The sequence below is a fragment of the Streptosporangium nanhuense genome (assembly GCF_059358815.1).
In genome coordinates, this window is the sequence record NZ_JCADBG010000004.1 from 251582 (window position 1) to 273078 (window position 21497).

Annotated in this window: 14 protein-coding genes; 3 read left to right on the forward strand and 11 right to left on the reverse strand. The window is 72.7% G+C overall.

The features are described 5' to 3' along the window. Positions 1 to 3: 3 nt before the first annotated feature. Both AC5L38_RS10955 and AC5L38_RS10960 read right to left on the reverse strand, forming a co-directional pair. A complete protein-coding gene (locus tag AC5L38_RS10955; protein ID WP_495242640.1) occupies positions 4 to 1359 on the reverse strand; it encodes a phosphomannomutase/phosphoglucomutase in 1356 nt (451 codons plus the stop codon). A 48-nt stretch (positions 1360 to 1407) separates the two neighbouring features. Continuing rightward, a complete protein-coding gene (locus tag AC5L38_RS10960) occupies positions 1408 to 1776 on the reverse strand; it encodes a DUF3499 domain-containing protein (protein ID WP_329090499.1) in 369 nt (122 codons plus the stop codon). A 402-nt stretch (positions 1777 to 2178) separates the two neighbouring features. Between AC5L38_RS10960 and AC5L38_RS10965 the strand changes: the two genes are divergently transcribed. After that, positions 2179 to 2634, forward strand: coding sequence for a metallopeptidase family protein (locus AC5L38_RS10965; RefSeq protein ID WP_350973096.1), 456 nt, complete (start codon positions 2179 to 2181; stop codon positions 2632 to 2634). Positions 2635 to 2691: 57 nt separating this feature from the next. On the opposite strand, the gene AC5L38_RS10970 is transcribed toward AC5L38_RS10965, so the two are convergent. The 4 genes from AC5L38_RS10970 to AC5L38_RS10985 form a co-directional block, all read right to left on the reverse strand. Further along, positions 2692 to 4107, reverse strand: a complete 1416-nt coding sequence (locus tag AC5L38_RS10970) for a DUF5719 family protein (RefSeq protein ID WP_495242641.1) — start codon at positions 4105 to 4107, stop codon at positions 2692 to 2694. Beyond that, positions 4104 to 6977, reverse strand: a complete 2874-nt coding sequence (locus tag AC5L38_RS10975) for a glycosyltransferase family 2 protein (RefSeq protein ID WP_495242642.1) — start codon at positions 6975 to 6977, stop codon at positions 4104 to 4106. Before AC5L38_RS10975 ends, AC5L38_RS10970 begins: the two co-directional genes overlap by 4 nt. Positions 6978 to 7345: 368 nt before the next feature. Beyond that, positions 7346 to 7606, reverse strand: a complete 261-nt coding sequence (locus tag AC5L38_RS10980; protein ID WP_037969494.1) for a WhiB family transcriptional regulator — start codon at positions 7604 to 7606, stop codon at positions 7346 to 7348. A gap of 228 nt (positions 7607 to 7834) precedes the next feature. After that, positions 7835 to 10414: a hypothetical protein gene (locus tag AC5L38_RS10985; RefSeq protein ID WP_495242643.1), complete on the reverse strand. Its 2580-nt coding sequence runs from the start codon at positions 10412 to 10414 to the stop codon at positions 7835 to 7837. A gap of 251 nt (positions 10415 to 10665) precedes the next feature. Here AC5L38_RS10985 and cofD point away from each other — a divergent pair, with 251 nt between their 5' ends. Both cofD and AC5L38_RS10995 read left to right on the forward strand, forming a co-directional pair. Next, complete coding sequence (gene cofD / locus AC5L38_RS10990; RefSeq protein ID WP_495242644.1) at positions 10666 to 11667, forward strand: 2-phospho-L-lactate transferase; 1002 nt, start codon at positions 10666 to 10668, stop codon at positions 11665 to 11667. Then, the gene (locus AC5L38_RS10995) at positions 11664 to 12983 is read left to right on the forward strand and encodes a coenzyme F420-0:L-glutamate ligase (RefSeq protein WP_495242645.1); all 1320 of its coding nucleotides are present in this window, start codon (positions 11664 to 11666) and stop codon (positions 12981 to 12983) included. Before cofD ends, AC5L38_RS10995 begins: the two co-directional genes overlap by 4 nt. A 178-nt stretch (positions 12984 to 13161) precedes the next feature. Here the strand turns inward: AC5L38_RS10995 and AC5L38_RS11000 are convergent, their stop codons facing one another. The 5 genes from AC5L38_RS11000 to manB form a co-directional block, all read right to left on the reverse strand. Beyond that, a complete protein-coding gene (locus tag AC5L38_RS11000) occupies positions 13162 to 14022 on the reverse strand; it encodes a tetratricopeptide repeat protein (protein ID WP_495242646.1) in 861 nt (286 codons plus the stop codon). A gap of 94 nt (positions 14023 to 14116) precedes the next feature. Continuing rightward, positions 14117 to 15796, reverse strand: a complete 1680-nt coding sequence (locus tag AC5L38_RS11005; protein ID WP_495242647.1) for a substrate-binding and VWA domain-containing protein — start codon at positions 15794 to 15796, stop codon at positions 14117 to 14119. A 190-nt stretch (positions 15797 to 15986) separates the two neighbouring features. After that, the gene (locus AC5L38_RS11010; protein ID WP_495242648.1) at positions 15987 to 18596 is read right to left on the reverse strand and encodes a bifunctional FO biosynthesis protein CofGH; all 2610 of its coding nucleotides are present in this window, start codon (positions 18594 to 18596) and stop codon (positions 15987 to 15989) included. Positions 18597 to 19497: 901 nt separating this feature from the next. Continuing rightward, the gene (locus AC5L38_RS11015) at positions 19498 to 20394 is read right to left on the reverse strand and encodes a DNA-3-methyladenine glycosylase family protein (RefSeq protein WP_495242649.1); all 897 of its coding nucleotides are present in this window, start codon (positions 20392 to 20394) and stop codon (positions 19498 to 19500) included. Positions 20395 to 20417: 23 nt separating this feature from the next. Then, positions 20418 to 21497, reverse strand: a complete 1080-nt coding sequence (manB, locus tag AC5L38_RS11020; RefSeq protein WP_495242650.1) for a mannose-1-phosphate guanylyltransferase — start codon at positions 21495 to 21497, stop codon at positions 20418 to 20420.

A 21497-nucleotide genomic window follows, 5' to 3' on the forward strand; every position in this document is an offset into this window, starting at 1 on the left:
CGTTCAGCTCCTCACGACAGCAAGGACCTCGTCCCTGATCGCTGCCATCTGAATCTCGTCGGCCGCCTCGGCGTTCAGCCTGAGCAGCGGCTCTGTGTTGGACGGTCGAAGGTTGAACCACCATCCGGGGCCTGAGACGGTCAGGCCGTCCAGCTCGTCGAAGGTGACGCCGTCGCGGGCGGCGAAGATCTCCCGGACCCGCTCCGTCGCCGCGCCCTGGTCGGCGACCGTGCTGTTGACCTCCCCGGAGGCAACGTAACGAGTGTATTCGGAGAGAATGTCCGAAAGTGGCTTCTCCTGCTCGCCCAGCGCGGCCAGCACGTGCAGCGCGGCCAGCATGCCGGAGTCGGCGAACCAGAAGTCCTTGAAGTAGTAGTGGGCGGAGTGCTCGCCGCCGAAGACCGCGCCGGTCTCGGCCATCTCGGCCTTGATGAACGAGTGGCCCACGCGGGTGCGGACCGGGCGGCCGCCGTGCTCGGCGACGATCTCCGGAACGCCCCTGGAGGTGATCAGGTTGTGGATGATCGTGGCCCCGGGGTGCCTGCCCAGCTCGCGGGCCGCGACCAGCGCGGTGATCGTCGACGGGGAGACGGACTCGCCGCGCTCGTCGACCACCCAGCAGCGGTCGGCGTCGCCGTCGAAGGCCAGCCCGATGTCGGCGCCCACGTCGAGCACCGCCTTCTGCAGGTCGCGCAGGTTGTCGGGCTCGATGGGGTTGGCCTCGTGGTTGGGGAAGGTGCCGTCGAGCTCGAAGTACAGGGCGGTCAGCTCGACGGGCAGCCCCTCGAACACCGTCGGGACCGTGTGCCCGCCCATCCCGTTGCCCGCGTCGACCACGACCCGCAGCGGCCGGATGCCGGACAGGTCGACCAGGGTGCGCAGGTGGTCGGCGTAGCCGCGCAGCAGGTCGCGACCGGAGACCGTCCCGCCGCCCTGGCCGCCGAGGGTGCCCGAGGCCAGGATCGCGGCGGCCCGGTCGCGGATCTCGACGAGCCCGGTGGCGCCGCCGATCGGCACGGCGCCCGCCCTGCACATCTTCATGCCGTTGTAGCGGGCCGGGTTGTGGCTGGCGGTGAACATCACCCCGGGCAGGCCGAGGCTGCCGCTCGCGTAGTAGAGCAGGTCCGTGGAGCCCAGGCCCGCGTTGATCACGTCGGCCCCCCGCGAGGTCGCCCCCCGGGTGAAGGCCGCGGCCAGGGGCACCGACGACTCGCGCATGTCGTGCGCCACGACGGCGGTCTCGGCACCGGTCACCTCGACGAAGGCCGCGCCGACCGCCTCGGCGGTCTCCTCGTCGAGCTCGTCCGGCACGACGCCACGAACGTCGTACGCCTTGAAGATCTTGGCGAGGTCGCCCACTCCAGCTCCACCCCTTGCGTCGTGTTCGTGACCCCCAGCCTAGTAGGGTCAGCGGTCGCGCTGGGGCTGGGCGGAGCGCAGCACCCGCAGATGACCTCGGCGGCCCACCTCGACCCCCTGGCCGACCGGCTCGGTGCCCCCGCTCGGCGCGGGTCTGGCCGCCTCGCGGACCGCGTTGGCGAGCGCCTCGAGGTCGTCGGTGCTCGGCGGGGCGCCGTCGGTCGGCAGGCGCACCACCTCCCAGCCCCGGGGGGCGGTGAGCCGCTCGGCGTGCTCGGCACACAGGTCGTAACAGTGCGGCTCGGCGTACGTCGCCAAGGGCCCGAGAACAGCGGTCGAATCGGCGTAGACGTACGTGAGCGTGAAAACGGCAGGCTGACTGCACGCGGTGCGGGAACAGCGGCGGACGGGGCTCACGGTGGGACCGTATCCGGTAAGCGTCCGGGGCGCCACTATCTGAGCGCTCTTAACGAGCGTGTCGCCACAATTCGGACACGTGTCCCGGCTTCCACCCGCCTGTACGGCTTACACCTCCTGTCCGCACGCCTCCCGGTGGCACCTCCCCCCGCCCACGCCCCCGCCGTCACTGCCTCCCCTGGCCACACCCCCGTCACGGCCCCTCCCCTCACCCGGGGACCCGCCGTGACGGCTCCCCCTGTCCCCGCTCCGGTCACGGCGCTCACTGCCGCCCCGGTGGCCACCGTCTCGCGTCTTGGCCCCGGCCACGCTCCGGCCACCGGCACCTCCTGCCCCGGCCCCGGCCACGCTCCGGCCACCGGCACCTCCCGTCTCCGTCCGGGTCGCGTCTAAGCTGGGGCCGTGAGCCCGGCACCCGGCAGACCCCGTTCTCCCCGCAGGCGCGACAGGCACGGCCGCGGCCTGCGCGGCCCGCTGGCGCCCTCGCACGTGCCGATCGCCAAGGCCCGCAGCGAGCGGTTCGACGACCTCGTCCTGGACGCCGTCGACCGGCTCAAGCCCCGATGGGCCAAGCAGCTGTCGGCCGTGGAGTTCGCGGTCGAGGAGGTCCCCCCGATCAGCGAGCTGGGCGACGGCCCCGGGCTGCTGACCGGCGAGCCCATCCCGTTCGGGCGGGCGGAGCCCGCCGCGGGGACCCGCCCGGCCGTCGTGATCATCTACCGCCGTCCCCTGGAGAGCAGGGCACGCGACCGCGACCACCTGGGCGCGATGGTGCACGAGGCGGTGGTGGAGCAGGTCGCGGGCCTGTTCGGCCTCTCCCCCGAGTCGGTCGACCCCGGCTTCGACGACCACGACTGACCCGCCGCCCGCGACCTCCCACGACCGCCCCAGGCCCCTCTCAGGGCAGGACGGTTCTCAGGGCAGGACGGTCGCGGCGGACTCGGCGATCGGCGGGACCAGCGCCCACATGCGGGCGGGGGCCAGCGGCTGCACGGTGAGCGCCAGGCCGCCCTTCAGCCGCTCGTCCATGACGCGCCCGCCGTAGACCGGTCCCGAGCCGGGCAGCGGCTGTACGACCACCGCGAAGGGCCCGTCCACCTTCTTGAGGGTGACCTGCTTGGTCCGCGAGGCGGAGATCTCCACCTGGAACGGCTCGTGCGCCTCGCCCTCGCGCGAAACCACCTGCACACTGACCGCGCCCGCCGCGTCCGGCGCGGTCAGCAGCAGCCGGGAACTCGCCTTGCCGCCCGCCCGGTTGTCGGCGACGACGCTGCCCAGGTCGAGGGGGGCCGCTCCGGCGGTGAAGGCCACGTCGGTCTTCGAACCGGTGCCGGTGGCGACGAGCCCGGCGACGATCGGGGTCTCCGAGGTGAGCACCAGCGCGGACGGCTGGCCGCCGATCCCGGCGGACAGGTCGAGGGAGGCGACGGAACCCGCGGGCACCTCGACGAGCTCGTGGCCCTGGATCGCGTACGTCCCCTCGGGGGTGAGGGCCTTGACCTCCACCAGTGTGTCGACCTCCTCGGCGGAGGCGACGAGCAGCTCGCGCCTCCCGCCGCCGCCGGGGACGCCCGGCACGACGACGCGGGTGGCGGGGGCGGCGGAGACCGGCAGCCAGTCCACACCGTGCCCGTCGTTCATGAGCGCCCGCGCCGCGGCGGTGACCCGCCCCGAGCTGGTACGGACCTGGATCGCCAGGACGAGCGCCGAGGGCGCGAGGTCCAGGACCTTGATCGTGCGGCTCTGCCCCGGCTTGAGGGTGAACACGCCACCGGTGTCGTCGAACACCGGTCCCTCACCCGTGTAGACCATGATCTCCGCGATGGCCGGGGCGAGGTCGGCGTTGGTCAGGTACAGCGTGACATCCGCCGCGGCCGGTCCCGGCCCGATCAGCCAGGTGCTCGCCACCGGCTCGGCACAGCGCGTCCCGGCCAGTCCCCACTGCTCGCCAGACTTCTCCCTGCGGGTCTGCGCCACCTCCAGGCCCGCGGCCATGCTCCCGTTCGCCGCGACGACGAGCGGCGGCGACGAGGCCGGCACCTCGTCGTGCCAGAGACGGCCGGGGGCGTCGACGGTGGCCAGGGTCTTGTCCCCGGTGACGAGCGTCGCGGAGCCCGGCTCCCGGCTGCCGGGCGGGGCGACCACCCCGACGGCGGTGTCGCCCGGGGCCGGGCAGACGGCCGTCACCGAGGCGACGGGCACCTTCTCGAAGCCGGGCGCGGGGGTGGCGACGGCCGGCGGCTGGGTGGCGTAGGCGACCCCGTACAGGGCCAGCAGGGCCACCAGGACCAGCACCAGCAGGCTGAACCGATTCTCGATCAGGGATTTCACCGGGCGGCCAGCTCTCTGCGAGGCTCGGGGAGGTCCTGGGCGACGGCGGGCTCGTCGGACTCGGTCCGCGAACCGGGCGCGGCCAGGACCAGGACGATCAGCAGCATCACGGCCTGTGCCCAGAGCCAGCGGCCGTGCCAGGGGTCGCCGGGCGGGGTCTCGGGCAGGGCGATCGGCTGGGTCAGCCGCCACACCCCGACCGCGCGGGACAGGCTCATCCTCGCCAGCGAGGGCTGCGAGTCGAGCGCGTGGCTGATCTCCGGGTCGACGGGCGCGGTCACCACGACGAACCGCACGCCGTGGGCGGCCAGGACCCGGGCGTCGTCACCGCCCCTGCCCGACACCAGCCCGGCCGCGGCGACCCGGACCAGTTCCCTGGGACCGTCGGGGACGGGGATGTCGGCCTCGCCGATCACCGGGGTGCGCCCGCGCAGCACGGTGAAGAGCAGGCCGCCCGGCGAGGCGCGCAGCAGCAGGGTCCGCTCGCCGCCCGCGGAGTTCTCCGCGGCGAGGGCGGGCACGACGTCGCGTACGGTGCCGCGGAGCGGGCCGTCCACGCCCTTGGCGATCCACATGCCCGCCGCGAGCAACGGCGTGGAGAACGCGACCAGCACGACGCCGAAGGCGGTGATCCTGCGCAGCCCCCCGGCCGCCCGGAACTCCACGATCCTGTCGGCGGTGAGGGCGGCCACCACGAGCATGCCGGTGGCGGCGAAGGCCAGCGGCACGCCCGGCCAGGCGGGGGCCTCGACGTCGCCGTTGATCGAGGTGACGGTGGTCCTGCTCACCAGGATCGCCACCAGCACGCCGAAGAGCGCGACGCCCCAGCCGACCGCGATGACCATCCGGTTGCGGCGCATCAGCAGCGCGAACAGGCAGGCGGCGAGCAGGCCGCCGGTCACCCACAGCGGCGGCATGCCGGGACCGCCGGGGCTGAGCAGCAGCAGCGACCCGGCGGGCAGCGCGGGGTCGACCAGCGCGGGCTGGTGCAGCCCGGCCTCCAGCAGGAGCTGCCCGGGGTCGGCGACCACCTGGGCCAGCCAGGGGAACAGCAGGGCCACGGGTACGGCGAACGCCACGAGCATCGAGACCGCGACGCCCCTGCGCGGGAAGGCCAGCGCCGCCAGCGCGCCGAGGATGGCGGTGAGCGGGTAGACCAGCGGGGCGAAGGCCGTGCCGACGGCCAGCAGGAGTCCCAGCCCCCAGGCGGCGCGGCGGGCGCGGCGGCGCTCCCCGGTGAGCACCGTGGTGGCGAGCGCCGCGTAGACGGGCAGCAGCACGAAGACCACCGCGGTGCCGAGCCGCCCCGCCGCGACCGCGCCGGTGGCGACCGGCAGGAGGGCGTACGAGGAGGCCAGCCAGACCCTGGTCCAGCGGCCGGGGATCATCGACCGGGTGGCCGCGTACGCGGAGATCCCCGCCAGCGGCACGCAGCCGAGCAGCAGCAGCGACACCGCGAGCCACGTCTTGCCGAACAGCAGCGTGGAGAGCACGGCCAGCACCGCCACGTAGGGCGGGGTCCACGCGTCGGTGCCCAGGCCGACCTGGTGGTAGCTCTCGTTGTAGAGGTCCCACAGGTCGGAGGCCCCGCCGATCACCGGGACGAGCGCTCCGCCGCCCAGCCTGGCCCCGCCCGTCACCGCGCGCTCGGCCACCAGCGTGACCACGGCGAGCGCCAGGAAGAGCAGCACGCCGGGGTTGCCGAAGACGCGCTGCATCACCCCGGCGTCGGTGAGCAGCTCCTCACCGTCCTCCTGCGCGTCCGGCGAGGCGGCCACGGCGTGGTGGCGTCCCTCGGACGCCACGAACCCGCCCCCGGCCAGGTAGCTCTGGCCCCGTTCGACGAGCCGCCGGTAACCGGCGCCGGACGGGGTGAGCAGCTTGCTCACCGCCGCGTACCCCTGCCTCCTGCCCTTGGCCCGCGCCCGCCGGGCTTTGATCATCCGGACGGGGTGGCCGAAGACCGAGCCGAACGCGAGGAACTCGTCCAGCGCGTTGGCGGGCTGCTTGGCCACCAGGAACAGCACCGTGCGGAAGAGCGACCCGAAGGCGTTGCGTACCAGCGCCCACAGCAGCGGGCGCGCGGGCAGGTTCGCCATGACGACGAAGAGGGCGTTGCGGCGGTCGAGGCGGCGGGGGTGGTCGCCGCTGGCGGTGATGCGGCGCCGCCGCCGGGTGGCGGCCTCGGCGTGCCAGGCGATCGCCCGGGTGACGTTCTGCACGCGGTACCCGGCGGTCCTGACGCGCCAGCACAGGTCGAGGTCGTCGCGGAACAGCGGCAGCGCGGGATCGAGCCCGCCGACCTCCTCCCAGACGTCCCTGCGGATCAGCATGCCCGCCGTGGAGACCGAGAGCACGTCCCTGGTCCCGTCGTACTGCCCCTGGTCGAACTCGCGGGGCTCCAGCCCGGTGTCCCTGCGGCCGGTGCGGTCGACGGTGACGCCGACCTCCAGCAGGAGCCGCCGGTCGAGCCAGTCGCGGAGCTTGGGGCCGAGCACCGCCGCCTTGGGGTCCGCGTCGGCGGCCTCCAGCAGGAGCCGCAGGGCGTGGACGTCAGGGGCGCAGTCGTCGTGCAGCAGCCAGATCCACTCCCGGCCGCCGCCGGGGCCGAGGCGGTCGAGGACCTCGGCGACGGCCTCGCCGAAACCGGTCGAGCGCGGCAGGGTGAGCACCGCCCTCGCGCCGAGGGCGCCCGTCAGCAGCGCGGCGCTGCCGTCCCTGCTGCCGTTGTCGACCCCGACGGCCCGGTCCACCGGGCGGGTCTGCCTGAGCAGGGCTTCCAGGGTCTCCCCCAGCCAGCGGGATCCGTCGTGGGACACGACGATCGCGGTGACGGTGTGCTGGGGGCGCGGGGAGTCGGTGATGGACATACGTCCCGTGTTCAGGAGTGGTGGTGATCGGCGCGACAACGATACGGCACCCTCTGTCTGCCTATGTCTTACACCTGGTCGCGCGCACGAAAAAAGGGTCACGTGACCGACGGTCACGTGACCCCATGGACATATTCGTCAAGCGCCCCGGAGAGGCGCCACACACTTCCGTCAGACCGCTCGACCGTCTTCGGCACTCCTCCGGCGTGCTGCTACCGGTGTGCTTTCTCGGTGCCCGTCGGTGTCGACCGGTGTTCGTGTCGTTCATCGTGTTCGTCGGTGTTCATAGCGTTCATTCGGTGCTCGGGCGTCCGGTCCGTCCGGATCCCGGCGCGGTCGTGCCTTGCGGCCATCCGCTCGCGGACGGCTCAGACCGCCTCGCGCTTGATCCGGCGGCGTTCACGCTCCGACAACCCACCCCAGATTCCAAACCGCTCGTCATGCTCGAGTGCGTACTCAAGACACTCGGCACGCACCTCGCAGGAGCGGCAAACCTTCTTGGCCTCGCGGGTGGACCCTCCCTTCTCCGGGAAGAACGCCTCCGGGTCGGTCTGCGCGCACAAGGCGCGCTCCTGCCAGCCAAGCTGCTCTTCAGCGATGCTCTCCTGTGCGATGACCAGGTCGGCCACTGCACACCTCCCTGCCGCACGCCCGCAAAATTGGAGCCCCCCTATGAACGCCTCCCCCTTACCCACCCAGAGGAAGGCGTAACAACACGTGTGTAATTACACGCGCGTGCCTAGTGTGGCGTCAAGCGGCATGCTGGTATCCGGGGAAAGACCTGCTCTCCCCGGTTGTGGGTCGTGTGCCTGCCACGACGGCAATTGCACCAGGTGATCGCTTCGACCGCCAGGGGCTCAGTGCTCTCGGCGGTCGGAACCGTACCAGGACATGTTCTGATCCTGACCGGGGCCCACCCTCTCTCTATCCGGGGTTTCCTCATCCGTGACCTGACCTGGGCGTTGTTCCGGCTTGTAGATCGCCGTGGGGTCTATCGGCTGCGAGTCCCACGTCCTGGCGGCGGGCGCGGGACCGCTCAGCGGGTCCCCCTGGTAGGCGTTCGGGTCGAACCGGAGCGTCGCCTCCGACTGCGGGTCCCACTGGTGGGACTGGTAGGGCGGCGACTGGGGAGCCTGGGGGCTCTGGGGGTTCTGGGGACTCTGAGGGTTCTGGGCGGGCTGAGGGCTTTGTGCGGGCTGGGGGTTCTGCGCGGACTGGGGGTTCTGGGCGGGCTGGGGCGCCTGAGGGGTCTGCGGGTGCCCGAACGGGCCCTCGTAGCTCGACGAGCCGAAATCGGGAACGTGCAGCCGCGGCTCGGTGCCGCCCTGCTGGGCCTGCTGCTGGTAGCTCTCCGCCTGCTGGTAGGCCTGGGCCATCTGCTGGGACCTGAGGTCCACCGGGTCGGGCGCGGAGTAGGCCGGGCCCTGCTCGGCCTGGCGGCCGAACTCCGCGCCCGAGTAGCCGCTGAACGGCTGGCCGTAGTTCTCCGGCGGCTGCGGGAAGGACTGCGGCGGCTGGCCGTCGAACGGCGGGCGCGGCTGGGCGTCGAGCGGCTGGCCCTGGCGGCCGTCGGCCGGCGACTCGGGCTGGTGGCCGTACCCGGGCGACTGCGACTCCGGCTGCCCGAAGCCCTGCGGGTCCGGCTGCCCGAAGCCCTGCGGGTCCTGCTGCCTGCCGAAGCTTTGGGCCTCGGGCCGCTGGTATCCCTGGGAGTCGGGCTGCGGGTACTCCGGCTGCTCGGACTTCCGCCGGGAGCCCGGCTGCTGCGACTCCTGCCCGTACGCCGGGGGAACCGGGGAGGCCGGGGGAACCGGGGAGGCCGGGGGCTCGGCCTGCTGGCCGAAGAGCGGGTCGATCTGCCCGGGGGACCCTGGGGAGGCGCTCTGCCCGTAGTCGGGCTGCGACCGGTCCGAGCGCTGGCCGTACGCGGAGGAGTCGGGCTGCTGGCCGAAGCCCTGCGGGTCGGGCTGCCCGTAGGACGAGGACTCCGAGTACTGGGAGTAGCTCGGCAGCTGGGGGCTGGAGTGCCGCCCGGAGCCCGGCGACTGCGACTCCTGCCCGTAGGCGGGGGAGGCCGGGGAGACCGGGGAGGCCGGAGGCTCGGCCTGCTGGCCGAAGCCCTGCGGGTCGGGCTGCCCGTATGACGGCTCGGGCTGTCCGTACGACGGGTCCGGCTGTCCGTAGGACGAGTCGGGCTGTCCGTACGACGGGTCCGGCTGTCCGTAGGACGAGTCGGGCTGTCCGTACGACGAGGAGTCCGGGAACTGGGGGTAGCTCGGCAGCCGGGGTTCCGTCTGGGCCTGCGGTTCCACCGGGGCGGCGTAGACCGGCGGGTCGTAGGCCGCGGCCGGCGGGTCGTACGGCTTGGCCGGGGCCGGGGGCTGGACGTCCGCCGCGACGTACGGGCTCGGGGTGTAGCTCGCCGCCGGGGCGGCGGGCTGCGGCGCCTGCGGATAGCCCTGCGGCTCCGGCTGCGCGTACCCCTGTCCCTGGCCCTGGGACTCCGGCTGCTGCGGGTAGGGACCGGCCTGGGAGGCGTAGGGCTGGTTCTCGGCGGGCGGCGCGTAGGGGGCCTGGGAGTATCCGTCACCGGTCTGCGGTACGGACTGCCCGTATCCCTCCGGGGCTCCGGCGGAGCTGTGCGCGGGCGCGGGCGGGAGGGCGGGGCGGTTGTACGGGGGCTGCGGGGCCGGGACGGGCGCACCTTCCTGCGGGTAGCCGTGGCCACCCTGCGGGCCCTGGTCCTGCGGGTGCTGAACGCCCTGCTGGGGCATCTGCCCCTGAGGCCCCTGGGAACCCTGGACGCCCTGGACACCGGGGCCCTGCGGACCCTGAGGGCCCTGCGGGCCCTGGGGGTGGACGCCGCCCTGGGCATGGGGGTACGCGCCCTGCGGGCCCTGGGGGTGCTCCTGGAAGGGCGCCTGTCCCTGCGGGGGGACGGGCTGCCGGCCGTAGGCGTACCGCTGGTCCTGCTGCTCGGGGAAGTGGCCGAAGCCGCCGTCGCGCGGGGTCGCGGGGACCGCCTTCGGAAGCACGTACAGCAGCGCGACCGCGCTCAACGCGAGGGCGGGCAGGTGCACGAGGAGGAACTCGACCTTCCCCAGGAACCCCTCCACCCCACCGAACAACCCACCGAACACACAGATCAGGCCGAACACCACGGAGAGCCCGAGCGTGCCGGCCACCACCAGGGCCATCGTCCTCAGCCGCTGGATCACCGGGCCGAGGTTGGTCGCCAGCAGCACGCCGCCGACGAGCAGCGCGACGCTGACCGGCGAGGTGAGCCGTCCCAGGGAGTCCGCCGCGCGCTCGGCGAAGGAGGACGATCCACCCCCCACCAGCAGGCGTTCGATGCCGACGAGAACGCTCGCGGACGCGACGGCGACCATGAGCCACGCCGCCGGTTCCCGGAGCCGGACTGCCTCGACATTGATCACAACTACCCCCATAGGGTCTTTAGGTAAACCCGGGTCAGTTTTGCACATGGCTGACTTTGTTGCCGGTGGTCCCAGGAAGCCCACCAACCCCATAAGTGCTCCATTGCACCCTATAAGTGCACATATCGGGCGGCCAATCAGGCGATCCGGCCACCGCGGACACCCGTCATAACGATCATGAAAAGACTACTGTGAACCGCCCGCGGACACCCCGCCAACAGGCTCGGCGGCCTAGTGGAACACTGGACGCCATGCGCATCGTGTCCCTCGCCGGCGGCATCGGCGGCGCCCGTTTCCTGCGGGGCCTCCTCACCGCGGCCCCCGATTCCGAGATCACCGTCATCGGCAACACCGGTGACGACATCAGCCTCTACGGCCTGCGGGTCTGCCCCGACCTCGACACCGTGATGTACACGCTGGGCGGCGGCATCGACGAGGAGCAGGGCTGGGGGCGGCGGCAGGAGTCGCACGTCGTCAAGGAGGAGCTGGCCGCCTACGGCGTCGAGCCGCAGTGGTTCGGCCTCGGCGACCGCGACTTCGCCACCCACATCGTGCGCACCCAGATGCTCGACGCCGGATATCCCCTGTCCGCGGTCACCGAGGCCCTGTGCGCCCGCTGGCGGCCGGGCGTGCGCCTGATCCCGATGAGCGACGACAGGACCGAGACCCACGTGGTCATCTCCGACGAGCGGGGCCGCCGCGCCGTCCACTTCCAGGAGTGGTGGGTGCGGCTGCGCGCCTCGGTCCCGGCCGAGCAGATCATCCTGGTCGGCGCGGACGAGGCCTCCCCCGCCCCCGGCGTGCTGGAGGCCGTCGCCGCCGCCGACGTGGTCATCCTCCCGCCGTCCAACCCGGTCGTCAGCATCGGCACGATCCTGCAGATCAAGGGCATCCGCGAGGCCCTGGAGGGCAAGACCGTCGTCGGCGTCTCGCCCATCGTCGGCGGCGCCCCCGTCCGGGGCATGGCCGACGCCTGCCTGACCGCGATCGGCGTGGAGACCACCGCGCAGGCGGTCCTCGAACTGTACGGAACGCCGCTGGTCGACGGCTGGCTGGTCGCGGAGGAGGACGCCGGGGTGGCCCTCGGCGGCGTCGCCGTCGAGGCCCGCCCGCTGATCATGCACGACGTCGAGGCCGCCGCCGGCATCGCCCGCGCCGCCCTGGACCTGGCCGTACGGCTCGCGGGCCGGGACACCGCCCCTCCCGCGCCGTACGAGGAGTCCTCCCCGGCCCGTGAGGAGAGTGCGCGATGAGCCGGTTCAGGCGCGGTCAGGAGGAGCCCGCCGACGTCAGGGTGGAGATCTTCGCCGTCCCCGGCATCCCCGAGGTGCGCGAGGGCGACGACGTCGGTGAGCTGATCGCCACGGCCCTGCCCGACCTGCGCGACGGCGACGTCCTCGTGGTCACCTCGAAGATCTGCAGCAAGGCCGAGGGCCGGGTGCTGCGCGACGTGACCCGCGCCGAGGCGGTCGGCGCGGAGACGAGGCGGGTGGTGGCCCGCCGGGGCGAGACCGTGATCGCCGAGACGTCGCACGGGTTCGTCATGGCCGCCGCCGGGGTCGACGCCTCCAACACCCGTCCCGGCACGGTCGTCCTGCTGCCCGCCGACCCGGACGCCTCCGCCTCGGCCGTCAGGGCTCGCGTCAGGGAGCTGCTCGGCGTGTCGGTCGGCGTGGTCGTCTCCGACACCTTCGGCCGCCCGTGGCGCAACGGCCAGACCGACATGGCCGTCGGCCTCGCGGGGGTGACCCCCGCGCTCGACTACCGGGGCATGTCCGACGACCACGGCAACGCGCTGGAGGTCACCCTGACCGCGGTCGCCGACGAGTTCGCGGCGGCCGGGGACCTGGTCAAGGGCAAGGTCGCGCAGACCCCGGTGGCGGTGATCAGAGGTCTCGCGGAGTACACCACCGAGGACGACGGGCCGGGGGTCGGCGAGCTGCTGCGCCCGTCCGCCGACGACATGTTCCGGTACGGTTCGCGCGACGTGCTCTTCGCCCGCAGGACCGTCCGCGAGTTCTCCCCGGACCCCGTGGACGGCGCCAAGGTCCGCAGGGCGGTCGACGCCGCGATCGCCGCGCCCGCCCCGCACCACACGACCCCGTGGCGGTTCGTCCTGCTGGAGTCCGCCGGGACCCGCGAGAAGCTGCTCGACGCCATGCGGGACGCCTGGGTCGCCGACCTGCGGGGGGACGGTTTCTCCGAGGAGTCGATCGCCAAGCGGATCAGGCGGGGCGACGTGCTGCGCGCGGCCCCGTACCTGGCGGTGCCCTGCCTGGTGATGGACGGCTCGCACACCTACCGCGACGACCGTCGCAACGCGGCCGAGCGGGAGATGTTCGTGGTCGCGACCGGGGCGGGGGTGCAGAACTTCCTGGTCCAGCTCGCGGTGGAGGGCCTGGGCTCGGCCTGGGTGTCGTCCACCATGTTCTGCCGCGACGTGGTCCGCGAGGTCCTCGACCTGCCCGCCGGCTGGGACCCGATGGGCGCCGTCGCCATCGGCCACCCCGCCGCCCCGCCCAGGGATCGCGCCCCCAGGCGGGCGGCGGACTTCATCGTCGTCCGCTAGAGGACCCACCCGGAGCCCGGCCCCGGCGGGGCCGGGTCTCTCTCGGACCCGCTTGAACCTGCTCGGACCCGCACGGACCCGCACGGACCCGCTCAGACCCGCTCAGACCCTCTCGGACTCGCTCGGACCCGGCCCCCTACGGAGCCGGGGCTCCCGTCCGGAGCCCGGTCCCGGCGGGTCAGGCCTCCGCGTTCCCGTCGAGTTCCATCGCACGGTTGATGTCGACCAGCGAGTCCTCGTAGCGGCCGAGGGAGCGCAGGACCTCGCCCCTGCGGATGTAGGCCCAGGTGTACTCGGGATCGATCTCGATCGCCCTGCTGAGATCGGCCACCGACTCCTCGTTCCGCCCGAGCTCGTGCAGGACGGCCCCGCGGCTCGCCAGGGCGCGGTCGTTGTCGGGCTCCAGCTGGAGGGCGTGGTTCAGGTCCCCGAGCGCCTCGTCGAACGCGTCCGTCATGCGGTGCGTCTCCCCGCGCGAGACGAGCGCCCAGACGTTGTTCGGCTCCATGCTCAGGGCGTGGGAGAAGTCCGTGAGCGCGTCCGCGTAGCGGTCCATCTGGTAGTACAGGTCGCCGCGGGCGTTGTACAGGTCGGCGTCCTCCGGGGCGAGCATGATGGCCCGCATCAGGTCGGTCTCCGCGTCGTCGTACCGCTCAAGCGTGCGCAGCAGCCTCGCCCTGTCGCCGAGCAGCCAGACCTGGTCCGGGGTCAGCTCGATCGCGCGGTCGAAGTCGGCCAGGGCCTCGGCGTGCCGGCGGAGCGCCGCGTAGGCCTGGCCCCGGCTGCCGATCGCGAACGCGTACTCGGGGTCGATCTCGATCGCGCGGCCGAAGTCGGCGAGGGCCTCCTCGAACCGCCCCATCCTCCGGTACAGCTCGCCCCGGTTGGCCCACGCGACGTCGTCGGCGGGGGCGAGCCCGAGCACCTCGGTCAGGTCCGCGGCCGCCTCCTCGAAGCGCTCCATCTCCGTGTAGGTCTTGGCCCGCTCGATGAGCAGCCTCCGCCGCTGCCCGCCGCCCCCGGCACTCGCCTCGCTCACACGCCCAGCCTCTCTCTAGATCACCAGAGATCGTAAGTGCTACGTCCCAATAAGGCACCATATTTCGTGATGCCTGGCGGATCGGGGACGACGCTCAGGCGGGGGCGCGGCAGGTGGGGTGGCACAGCCGCCTGGCGAGGGCCGACAGGAAGACGTCGATCATCTCCTCCGGGCGCTGGGCCACGTGCAGGGAGCCGTTGGTGACGGAGGTGACCTGAGTGAGGGCGGCGCGGTCGAGGTCGGTGCCGAAGGCCAGGACGACGACCTGGACCGGCGCCTCGGGGTCCCACTCCTCGCGCAGCGTCCGTACCAGGTCCGCGCCGGACACCCCCTTGCCGTCGTCCTTCCCGGCCGTGATGACGACCAGGGTGTTGTTCATGTCCTCGTCGTAGACCTTCGTCATCTCCCGGAACCCGGCGAGGATCGAGTCGTACAGGGCGCTGGGCTCCTTGGGGGCGGCGCGCAGGGTGCGGGTCAGCTCCTCCAGGCGGCCGCGCCGGACGACCTGCCCGCCGTCGGGCTCGACGACCGGGCCGATGCGCACCCGCTCGCGCTGGTCCGGGCCCTTGGCCGAGGAGAAGTCCCACAGGCCCATGTGCGTGGAGTCGGGGAAGAGCTGCAGGCCGAGCCTGGCGGCCTCCAGGGCGACGGTCAGCCTCGTCTTGCCCTTCTGCCCCCTGATCGGCTCCGCCATGTGCCTGCCGGTGTCGGTCATGACCAGGATGTTGGTCGGCGGGGCGAGCCTGCTCCACGCCTCCAGCGCCTCGTCGATCATGGCGGGCAGGATGGTCGGGCGGGTGCGGGGCGCCTCGGTGGGGATCTCGGGGCCGGGTGAGTACGGGCCCAGGGAGCCGTCGGGCGAACGGAAACCCGCCCCCCGGGCCGCCTCCCGGGTCTCCGGGGAGCGCAGCCAGGCGGCGAAGGCCCGCGACCCGCTCGCCCTCGCCTCGTCGGAGGAGGTGACCACGTACGGGTAGTCGAGGTTGATCGTCCCCTCGCGGGGGTGCAGGGCCACCACCGGGTCGTCGGAGGGCAGGCGGTTGTGCGCCCACACCGCCGACTCCGGCACGATCACCACCGGCCGCTTCCAGAAGGAGCGGTCGTCGACGGTGGCGAGCAGGCTCCGGTAGTCGGGCGCCGACCCCGCCTGCGCCCAGCGGACGAACGCGGTGAGCGCCCGGTCGGCCTCGGGACCGCTGCCGACCACGTCCCTGGCCGCGGCCACGGTGGCGATCCCGGCCCCCGCGAGCGACGGGTCGGGGACGCGGACCACGTCGGGCTCGTTCTCGTTCGGCCGGATCCGGCCGCGGGTGGTCGCGGGGAAGACCATCCGCCAGTTCATGTCGGTCCTGCCCAGGGCGAAGCGCTGGGCCAGGGACTTGCGGGTGGCGAAGACCAGGGGCGAGCTCGCCACGACGGTCTCGGTCCCGGCCAGGTCCGCGGCGCCCTGCTTGCGGGCGAGGCGGATCCAGGCCGAGGAGTCGGAGATCCACCCGTCGGGACGCCTGCTGAGCACCCCCGCGGTGCCGCCGAGCAGGGTCCGCAGCACGGTGGCGGGCGGCTGCTCGGTCACCTGCACCAGCACGCACCGGCCGTCGACGCCCGCCCCGCTCCGGTTGAACCGCCCCGCCGCGGCCATCACGGTCGGGGCGATGTCCACGGCGGCGGCGACGCCGACCAGCACCGGGTCGCGGGCCGAGCACGAGTCCCCCACCCGGCCGGACACCAGGGCGGCACCGCCCACCAGGGCGACCGCGACAGCGACCGCCGCCATCGACAGGCGCAGGCGTGCCTGACGCCGGCGTCGCGCGATGCCCGCGGCCACACGGTGTCGACCGGAGGAGGACAAACCCGGACCTCCCGCTACAGATGACTACACAGGAATGACGATTGTGCCAACGAACCTCTCACGAAAGGCGGACCGATGTAGAACTCGTTATAACTTTGCCGAAGGTGCCGACGGTTCACGACGGCGCCGACGGTTCCAGGGAGAGCAGCGGGAGGGCGTTGGGGCGGACGCTGCGGCAGACGCCGTCGCTCGCCCTGGCCGCGGCCACCCGCTCGGCGTCCGGCACGCCGTAGGAGGTGGTCCGCTGCCGGATCGGCCTCCCGGTCGGGGCGACCATGGCCTCGATCTCGCTGATCGTCTTGAAGGAGCCGTTCTCCGACCCGGCCATCCTGCTGATCGTCTCCTCCATCAGCGTGCCGCCGAGGTCGTTGACCCCGCCCACCAGCACCTCGCGGCAGAGCCCGTCCTGGAGCTTCACCCACGAGCACTGGATGTTGGCGATCGCGCCGTGCAGCAGGACGCGGGCCAGCGCGTGCACGGCCCGGTTCTCCCGCGCCGTCGGCCCCGGGCGGGCGATCCCGGCCAGGTAGATGGGCGCGCTGTGGTGGACGAACGGCAGCAGCACGAACTCGGAGAACCCGCCGGTCTCCTCCTGGATGCGGCGGATCAGCCGGATGTGCTGCACCCAGTGCGCGTGGTTGTCGACGTGGCCGTACATCATCGTGGAGGTCGTCGGGATGCCGACCCGGTGCGCGGTGGAGATGACCTCGACCCACTCCCTGGTGGGGAGCTTGCCCTTGGTCAGCACCCAGCGGACGTCGTCGTCGAGGATCTCGGCCGCGGTGCCCGGGAGCGAGTCGACGCCCGCCTCCCTGGCGGCGACCAGCCAGTCCTCGATGGACAGGTTGGTGCGGCTGGCGCCGTTGATGACCTCCATCGGCGAGAACGCGTGGACGTGCATCTCCGGCACCCTGGCCTTCACCGCCCTGGCGATGTCGAAGTACGCGGTGCCGGGCAGGTCGGGGTGGATGCCGCCCTGCATGCACACCTCGGTCGCCCCGGCCTGCCACCCCTCCCAGGCGCGGTCGGCGACCTGCTCCAGCGAGAGGGTGTAGGCGTCGGCGTCGGTACGGCGCTGCGCGAAGGCGCAGAAACGGCAGCCGGTGTAGCAGACGTTGGTGAAGTTGATGTTCCGGTTCACCACGTAGGTGACCTCGTCGCCGGCCGCCTCACGGCGCAGGCCGTCGGCGATCCGGCAGAGCTCGTCCAGCGCGGTGTCGTCGGCGCCCACCCCGTTCTGGTCCCCGGCGAGGTCCAGCAGGACGAGCGCCTGGGTGTCGCTCAGCCCCGCCGGGTCGCTCTCGGCCTGCCTCAGCGCCTCCCGGACGTCACCCCGCACGATCGAGGAGGCGGCGGGCAGGCGCTCCCTGAGCGCCTCCCAGTCGCCGTACACGTCGTCGAAGTCGTCGCGGCGGTCGGCGCTGCGGCCCTCGGTGTCGACGGCCGTGTGCAGGTCGACGCGGCCCACGGAGACGAAGCCGCCGTCCGGCTCCTGCCAGGGGCGGCCGGTCAGGACCGCGTCCTCGCGGGCGAGCCCGGTCTCCGGGTCGGCCAGGGCGGCCACGTGCGCGTTGAGCCTCGGGTCGAGCCAGGGCTCCCCGGCCAGCACGAACTCGGGGTAGATGGTGAGCCGCTCGCGCAGCGCGAACCCGGCGGCGGCCGTACGGGCGGCGAGGTCGTCGATCTGCGGCCAGGGACGCTCGGGGTTGACGTGGTCGGGCGTGAGCGGCGAGACGCCGCCCCAGTCGTCGATGCCCGCCCTGATCATCAGCTCGTACTCGGAGTCGACCAGGTTCGGCGGGGCCTGCACCCGCATCTTCGGCCCCAGCACCAGCCGGGTCACCGCGATGGCGGCGGCCAGCTCCTGCAGGTCGGCGTCCGGCATGCCGCGCATCGCGGTGTCGGGCTTGGCGCGGAAGTTCTGGACGATGATCTCCTGGATGCCGCCGTACTCGCGCGCCACCCTGCGCAGCGCGAACAGCGACTCGGCGCGGTCCTCGACCGTCTCCCCGATGCCGATGAGGATGCCGCTGGTGAACGGCACGTTCGTCCGCCCGGCGTCCTCCAGCACGCGCAGCCGCACCGCGGGGTCCTTGTCGGGCGAGCCGTAGTGCGCCTGGCCCTTCTCCTCGAAGATCCGCCGCGAGGTGGTCTCCAGCATCATGCCCATGGAGGGCGCGACCGGCTTGAGCCGCTGCAGGTCCTGCCAGGTCATCACGCCCGGGTTCAGGTGCGGCAGCAGCCCGGTCTCCTCCAGCACCCGCACGGCCATCGCGCGGACGTAGGACAGCGTGTCGTCGTAGCCGTGCGCGTCCAGCCACTCGCGGGCCTGGTGCCAGCGGTCCTCCGGCCGGTCGCCCAGGGTGAACAGCGCCTCCTTGCACCCCATCGCCGCGCCCTGCCTGGCGATCTCCAGCACCTCGTCGGGGCTCAGGAACAGGCTTTCCAGCTTGTGCGGCGCGGTGGCGAACGTGCAGTACCCGCAGCGGTCGCGGCAGAGCCGGGTCAGGGGGATGAAGACCTTGCGGCTGTAGGTGATGATCCCTTGTCGTCCTACCGCCTCCAGGCCCGCGTCCCTGACCCTCCCGGCGTGGTCGAGGAGGGTCTCCAGGTGTTCGTCCCGGGCGTGCAGCAGGACGGTGGCTTCGGCGGTATCGAGAGCTTTGCCGTCGCGGGCCCTGGCCAGAGCCCGGCGCATCGCGTTGTCGGTGGGGTTAGCGCTCATCGCGTTCCTCATCAGTTCTGGGAGTAAGCCGTCCGGCGGACTCTGGTGGTGGCCGCCGACAGGTGAGCACTCCGTGTTCCTGGGCCTTGAGTCCTTTCAGCGTGGAGCCCCTGCCTTGAGGTGCGAAACGCGGCAAGGCGCCGCACGGGTTACCAGCATGCTCGTGCGGTGGCGATGACCAAGCCACCGTAGGCATGACCTGCACCACCCTCGCCGCCGGGCCGGCGGAGAGAAAAACGCCTGTGGAGCCGGTGTAAGACCTCAAAGGGAAGAATTTTCCTCCTGGCGGGCAACTGGCGGTGAAGCAGGAAACCCGACCCGTGAGGGTTGGAGTTCCCTGGCCCCAGCCGTGGGGAAGAGGTCAAGACGGCACAGTACGGCGTGATACGAGAGCGCGGGGCGGCGGGTGCCTGTTCGCGGCCAGGACTCGCACCAAAGGTCCGGCATCCAACGATCGCCCCCACCTCGAAAGCGCGAACGCCGGAACCCGGCGACAGCCTTGCCTTGGCGCCGCTCTCTCACGGAGGCACCACCCGCACCGGACAAAACGGCCCTGCCCCAACGCGGCTCTCTCGCTGAGACCTCACTTGCCGCGGACGATGACGAGGGTTTCGATACTTCAGATCTTCTAAAGGATGCACTCAAGCAAGTCTCGATAGACGTAAATACTTGCAGGTGCATAAATTAGAGAAGTCAGCCGGAACCCCCGCACTCGCGGGAAACCCCGGATCCCCCGAGGAAATCCCCTCGGACCCGCCCTCCCAGGAGCCGGAAATGATCGCGTTTCTCATCACCCTCGCCGCCCTCGTCGCCGTCGCCGTCCTCGCCCCGCTGATCGGCGCCGACACGCGCGACAGCCTCGACTGGCATCGCGACGAGCCGTCCCCCGACGAGGGGGCGCTCAGAACGACCGGTAGTCGCGCACGGGCATTCTCGGCCCGCGAGCGGGTGGCCGCACACCGCCCAACCCCAGCAGCCGGCTGACCCGGTGCCGGTGCCCCCGGTAGGGAGCGAGCAGCCGCAGCATCCGGGCGTCGTCCACCCGCTCGCCGCTGAGCGACCAGCCGACCAGCGACGGCAGGTGGAAGTCGCCCACCGAGACGGCGTCCGCGTCGCCGTGCGAGCGCTGGCGCACCTCGGCCGACGTCCACACCCCGATCCCGGGCAGCGCCCTCAACAGCCGGTCGGCGTCGGCGCTGCCCCCGATCGCCTCCAGCTTCCCCGCGTGCCGGGCGGCGTTCGCGATCGTACGGGCCCGGACCGCCTCCGCCCCCGCGCGGTGCCAGTCCCACGACGGGATCGACCGCCACACCTCGGGCTCGGGAAAGACCCTCATCCCCTCGGGCGCGGGACCCGGCGCGGGCTCGCCGTAGCGGCCCAGCAGCCACCGCCACGCCCGCCACGCCTCGGTGGAGACCACCTTCTGCTCCAGCACGGCCGGGACCAGCGCCTCGAACACCCGCGAGGTCCTGCCGATCCTGAGCCCCGGATAGCGTCTCGCCGCGTTCCTTAGAACCTCGTGCCCGGGAACGAACCCCGACACGTCGTCACCCGCGCCGAGCAGCTCGGGAAGCGTCTCCAGCATCCACTGCGCCCCCGGCCCCCACGCCGTGGCGGCCACCCCGCCGTTCAGCGGGGCCACCCGCAGCGTCCCCGGCCCGTCGGGCGTGCGCGAGGTCCGCCAGAAGGCCCCGCCGGGCGCCGGCCTCAGGGTGGGGTCGCCGGTCCCACGCCGGTGCGGGTCGAGCGCCAGCGCCAGGTCGACCGGCCACGACGGGCACCACTCACGTTCCCTCACGAAGGTGCCCGCGCCGCGAACGGTCAGATGTCGCTGGAGAAGCGGATCGCGAACTCGGGGAGCACGACCCCCGGCCAGATCCGGCTGCCCGCGAGCAGTTCGTTACCCGAACCGACCACGGCGCCGTCGCCGAGGACCACGTCCCGCAGGACCGCTCCGGAGTTGACCCGCGCCCCGATGCCGACCACCGAGTCGACCACGACCGCGCCCGAGTGCACGACGCAGTCGTCCCCGAGCACGCTGCCGCTGATCTGCGCCCCCGACTCCACGATCGCGCGGGCACCGATCACGGAACCGCCGGAGACCTTGGCCTCGGGCGAGATCATGGCGCCGGGCAGGGCGAGGAAGTCACCGGTGGGCCCCGGCAGGGCGGGCGAGGCGAGACGGCCGAGGACCAGGTCGCGGGAGCCCTTCACGAAGGCGCCGGGCGTGCCCACGTCGAGCCAGTAGGAGGCGTCGGCGTAGCCGAGCACCAGGGCGTCGTCCTCGATCAGGCCGGGGAAGGTCTCGCGCTCGACCGAGACGACCTCGCCCGCCGGGATCGTGTCGATCACCGAGCGGGTGAAGACGTAGCACCCGGCGTTGATCCGGTTGGTGACCGGGTTGGGGGTCTTCTCCAGGAAGGCGGTCACCCGCCCGTCCTCGTCGGTCGGCACGCACCCGAAACGCGAGGGATCCTCCACCTCGGTCAGGTGCAGGGTGACGGCGGCCTTCCTGGCGACGTGCGTCGCGACCTGCTCGCCGATGTCGTGGCCGGACAGGATGTCGCCGTTGAGCACCAGCACCGGGGCGTCGGGGCCGCAGGTCAGCGCCTCGGCCGCGTTGCGGATGGCCCCGCCGGTGCCGAGCGGGACCTCCTCCGTCATGTATTCGAGCGAGAGGCCGAACGCCTCGCCGTCCCCGAAGGCCTCGGAGAACATCTCCGCCCGGTAGGAGGTGGCGAACACGATGCGGCGCACGCCGAAGGCCCTCGCCCTGGCGAGCTGGTGGGCGAGGAAGGGAACCCCGGCCGTGGGCAGCAGGGGCTTCGGGGTGCCGAGCGTCATCGGGCGCAGGCGCGTCCCTCGTCCACCGACAAGGAGGATCGCCTCTAGATCGGGCAA